The sequence below is a fragment of the Bradyrhizobium sp. 23AC genome (assembly GCF_054863025.1).
On record NZ_JAVAYN010000049.1, the window covers coordinates 1 to 3,713 of the forward strand.

Below are 3,713 nucleotides of genomic sequence, written 5' to 3' on the forward strand. Positions count from 1 at the left end.
CGATGAGAACGACCACGGCGCCGGCAAGAATTGCGACCAGAGCTGCCGAGGCAATGCTTGCCCCAGCGTGAACAGCCACCAATCCTGCGGAAAACGCAACGAAATATGGCCGCTTCAACCCATTCAATGTCGTCGAACGGCAACATCTTTCCGTGCGTCGTTCGCCGACATTTCATATTGTCGCCGAACGCTGACATATGGTAATGTAGGCGAACGTCGACATTCTAGGCACACTATGCTTGTACGCACATCCACCGATCTCGGGGCCATCATTCGAGACAGGCGCAAACGACTCAAGCTCGACCAGTCGAGCTTCGCCAAGCGTATTGGTGTCAGCCGTCAGTGGGTCATCGAAGTCGAACATGGCCACGCACGCGCCGAACTCGGCCTGGTGCTCCGCGCTCTTGACGCTCTCGGTATCAGCCTGGACGCAAACAGTGAACAATCCAACAGCCGCAGTTCAGAAAAGTCCGGCGTCGATATCAACGCAATCGTGGCCAAAGCCAAGAAGAGGAGGGCATGACAAACGAACTCGTGGCCCTCTTGGACGGGAAGGAAGTCGGCCGCGTGCATAACGACACGCGCAGCCGCCTTACCTTTGTCTATGACACCAATTGGCGCGAAGCGAGGGGCGCGTATCCGATTTCGCTCTCCATGCCACTCGCGGCCGAGGAGCACGGTCCCGCCGCTGTGCAAGCCTTTCTATGGGGACTTCTGCCGGACAACGAGCGCGTCCTCGATCGTTGGGCCAAGAAATTTCAGGTCTCGGCCCGCAACGTGTTTGCTCTGATTTCCCATGTCGGCGAGGATTGCGCCGGCGCCATTCAGTTCGTCACCCCCGATCGTTTGAAGGTATTACAAAGCGGTGCGGACGACAAAGTTGAATGGCTTGACGAAGCCGCGATTGCCAAACGTTTGCAAGCGTTGAGAGAGGATCACGCCGCATGGCGGTTGCCGCGCGATACGGGGCAATTCAGCCTCGCCGGGACTCAACCGAAAACTGCGCTGCTCCTGCAAAAAGACCGATGGGGAATTCCCTCTGGACGAATCCCGACAACTCATATCTTGAAACCCCCGACCGGCCATTTCGACGGCCATGCCGAGAACGAACATATCTGCCTCAATCTTGCACGCAATCTCGGCTTACCCGTCGCCGAAACTAAGGTCATGCGATTTGAGAAAGAAATCGCCATTGTCGTCGAACGCTATGACCGGCAATTCAGCGGCAATGACGTCGTTCGTGTCCATCAAGAGGACATCTGCCAAGCACGCGGCATCATGCCAACTAAGAAATACCAAAGCGAGGGCGGACCAGCCCCCGCCGACATTATCGAACTCCTACGCACCTACTCCACCAATAGCGTGGATGACCTAGATACTTTCATCGATGCCCTCGGCTTCAACTGGCTCATCGGCGGTACCGATGCACACGCCAAGAATTACTCGCTGCTCCTCGCCAGCGGCCCTACAGTGCGACTTGCGCCGCTCTACGATATCGCCAGCATCCTTCCCTATAACGATGTCGAGTTTCAGAAAATGAAGCTCGCGATGAAGATCGGCGGCGAATACAAGCTTAGCCAGATTGGTGCGCGCGAATGGCAGAAGTTCGCCCGCGAAACCCGCCTCGACGCCGACAAAATGATTGCCGGATTGAATTCTCTGGCTGAGTTGCTTCCCGACAATGTAACCGATGTCTGCGCTACCGCGGAAGCGGAGGGGCTCGACAATACCATAATCAAGCGCTTGGCCACGAAGTTGATCGATCGAGCCAAGGAATGCCAACGCGTTCTGAGTGGCTCCTAGTAGAAGGCGTTCCTCATCCCTAATGCCAGCCACAAACCGTTCGGCGTTCTGCGCCCACGCGTCGCCGCCGGAAGCCGCCTCTAGCTGAAGGCGGCTATTTGTTCTTGTGCTTGGGGCGCAGCAATTCGCGATAGCCGCCTCGCATCAATGCGAGGCCGCTCTGCACGAGGCGAATTGTACGATTGCGCAGATCGTGCGTTTTCCAGGCACGATCGGGGATGCGCTTCTTGCCGAATAGAGCTTCGGCAATGATCCGATACGTGCCACCGGCGTCATGGGCATCGAGCGCCTGAATGGCGGCGCGCAGCCGTTCGCATCTCTGTTTTGACAATCCGTGAGAGGCGGGACCGACAGCGCGTCCATTCATCGCGCGCCACAGCCGCTGCGCTGCAAGGGCGCGCGCGTCGAAATCGCGGTCGAATTCCAATTGAACTGCGTAATTGGCGCTGGCGGCTGGCAGATCCTTCAGCCAGACTCGATGCTCTACGACGCCTATCCGTAGCACAGCGTGCCAGCCATCGGAGGCACGCCGCGCCCGGCCAGCAGCAAGATCGAGCAGTAGCTGAAGAGAGCTGTCCCCACTGACCGTCGACGCGATCGCCGCGATTGGAACGACCGTCGGCAGAACCTCAGGCGCCCAAATGACGACCTGTTCCTCGAAGGATATCTGCGGGTCATGGGCGAAAGCAGATGCCCCACCTCCTCCTGAACTCCGGAGATACTTCGCCGTCCGGGCTGTTCCTCACAGTCTCTTCGTAGTCGCGTTCGTAGTCTTTGTTTCGGCGAAGAAATTCCCAGGCGATGTCGGTTCTTTCAGCGTCCTGTAGGCTCTTGTACGAATCCGGCGACCGCCAGTCGAATGTCGGCATTGCTTACGCCCCTTTGTCCAGTCGGATAACAAGGATTGCGCCGCAATAATTCTGATCGATTGGGTTGTAGGAAGTCCTTACTTTGGCACCACGCGATGCTCTAAAGTGACCACCAACGAGGAGAAGAAGATCGTGTTCTTGAGAAACACTTCACCGGTGAGATTTTCCTAATTTGACCCGGCACCGCGCAAGAAACGTCCCTGTTCGGTAGCCCACTTAGCGCGCTTAAGATGAGACAGGTATGCATTTCGCGCGCGATCAGGTTCGCGCTCCGGATCGATATGCAACACTATTCGCGCGACCTCCCGCCAGTCGGCCCCTTCGCTTTCGGCTTGCAAAAGGCGCGTGTACGTCACGACGTGCTCCTCGTCATAAACCGTCAGAGCTTGATCGGTGGGGGCAGCGTCGGCGACGTCGGGATCGAGCGGCGGCTTCCTCATGAAACTCCACGCCTCAGATTTGACAAATTCTAACACGCCGGAAGGAGCAGAAGCGTAAAAATTTGGTCGTAGGCTTCCGCGCGAACGTTTTGTCGAGAATACTCCGTGGTGAAATACTCTTCAAGGACGTGCCGTCTCGCGTATGGATATACGCGGGATACTTGCAATCAATTTGCGCAAGCTACGACAAGCTCGCGGCTTGTCGCAGGAGGAATTGGCACATCGAGCAGAAATTGACCGCACCTATATCAGCGCACTCGAACGGAGCGTCTATGCGGCCGGCATCGACGTTGTCGACCGGCTGGCGCGCAGTTTGGGAGTCGAAGCAGCAGACCTGTTGACACGGCCGCCAGGCGCAGGCACCAAGAAAAAGACGCGCGGACAGACTGAATAGCCCAATACCGGCCGAGCGGCTGGAATCAGTATTGACAGGTCCGCACGGCCGGAGGGGCGCTTAATTGAAAAGCCCCGCCCGGCGAACCGGGCGAGGCTTTTTGGCGACCTCAGTCGCCGTTCTTACGGGACCGGGACCAGATCAGGCTGAAGCCGTCGCCGTCCTCGTCGTTGAACAGGTTCGCGTAGATCGGTGCGTTGAACGAGG

General features: G+C 57.6%; 7 protein-coding genes. 3 read left to right on the forward strand and 4 right to left on the reverse strand.

The features are described from left to right. On the forward strand, positions 1–523 hold a 523-nt coding region (locus tag RAD10_RS41295; protein ID WP_461621952.1), incomplete at its 5' end, for a helix-turn-helix transcriptional regulator. Beyond that, a complete protein-coding gene (locus tag RAD10_RS41300) occupies positions 520–1,803 on the forward strand; it encodes a type II toxin-antitoxin system HipA family toxin (protein ID WP_270163336.1) in 1,284 nt (427 codons plus the stop codon). The genes RAD10_RS41295 and RAD10_RS41300, both read left to right, overlap by 4 nt. Before the next feature lie 94 nt (positions 1,804–1,897). On the opposite strand, the gene RAD10_RS41305 is transcribed toward RAD10_RS41300, so the two are convergent. The 3 genes from RAD10_RS41305 to RAD10_RS41315 all read right to left on the reverse strand — a co-directional run bounded on the left by RAD10_RS41305 (position 1,898) and on the right by RAD10_RS41315 (position 3,112). Next, a complete protein-coding gene (locus tag RAD10_RS41305) occupies positions 1,898–2,230 on the reverse strand; it encodes a DUF2285 domain-containing protein (protein ID WP_461621953.1) in 333 nt (110 codons plus the stop codon). A 247-nt stretch (positions 2,231–2,477) separates the two neighbouring features. Next, the gene (locus RAD10_RS41310; protein ID WP_270163338.1) at positions 2,478–2,672 is read right to left on the reverse strand and encodes a transcriptional regulator domain-containing protein; all 195 of its coding nucleotides are present in this window, start codon (positions 2,670–2,672) and stop codon (positions 2,478–2,480) included. A 167-nt stretch (positions 2,673–2,839) separates the two neighbouring features. After that, entirely contained in the window at positions 2,840–3,112 is a 273-nt protein-coding gene (locus RAD10_RS41315; protein WP_270163339.1) for a DUF2285 domain-containing protein, read from the reverse strand. 142 nt (positions 3,113–3,254) lie between these two features. Between RAD10_RS41315 and RAD10_RS41320 the strand changes: the two genes are divergently transcribed. Next, positions 3,255–3,506 (forward strand): helix-turn-helix domain-containing protein, encoded by a 252-nt coding sequence (locus tag RAD10_RS41320; protein ID WP_461621954.1) that lies wholly within the window; start codon positions 3,255–3,257, stop codon positions 3,504–3,506. A 109-nt stretch (positions 3,507–3,615) separates the two neighbouring features. Here RAD10_RS41320 and RAD10_RS41325 read toward each other — a convergent pair. Next, positions 3,616–3,713 (reverse strand): DUF736 family protein (locus RAD10_RS41325; protein ID WP_461621955.1); only part of this gene is annotated, 98 nt, incomplete at its 5' end.

Bases quoted from the DNA above. Each gene is read 5' to 3' on its own strand.
- RAD10_RS41300 (WP_270163336.1), top strand. From the start codon at position 520: ATGACAAACGAACTCGTGGCCCTCTTGGACGGGAAGGAAGTCGGCCGC.
- RAD10_RS41310 (WP_270163338.1), bottom strand. From the start codon at position 2,672: ATGCCGACATTCGACTGGCGGTCGCCGGATTCGTACAAGAGCCTACAG.
- RAD10_RS41315 (WP_270163339.1), bottom strand. From the start codon at position 3,112: ATGAGGAAGCCGCCGCTCGATCCCGACGTCGCCGACGCTGCCCCCACC.
- RAD10_RS41320 (WP_461621954.1), top strand. From the start codon at position 3,255: ATGGATATACGCGGGATACTTGCAATCAATTTGCGCAAGCTACGACAA.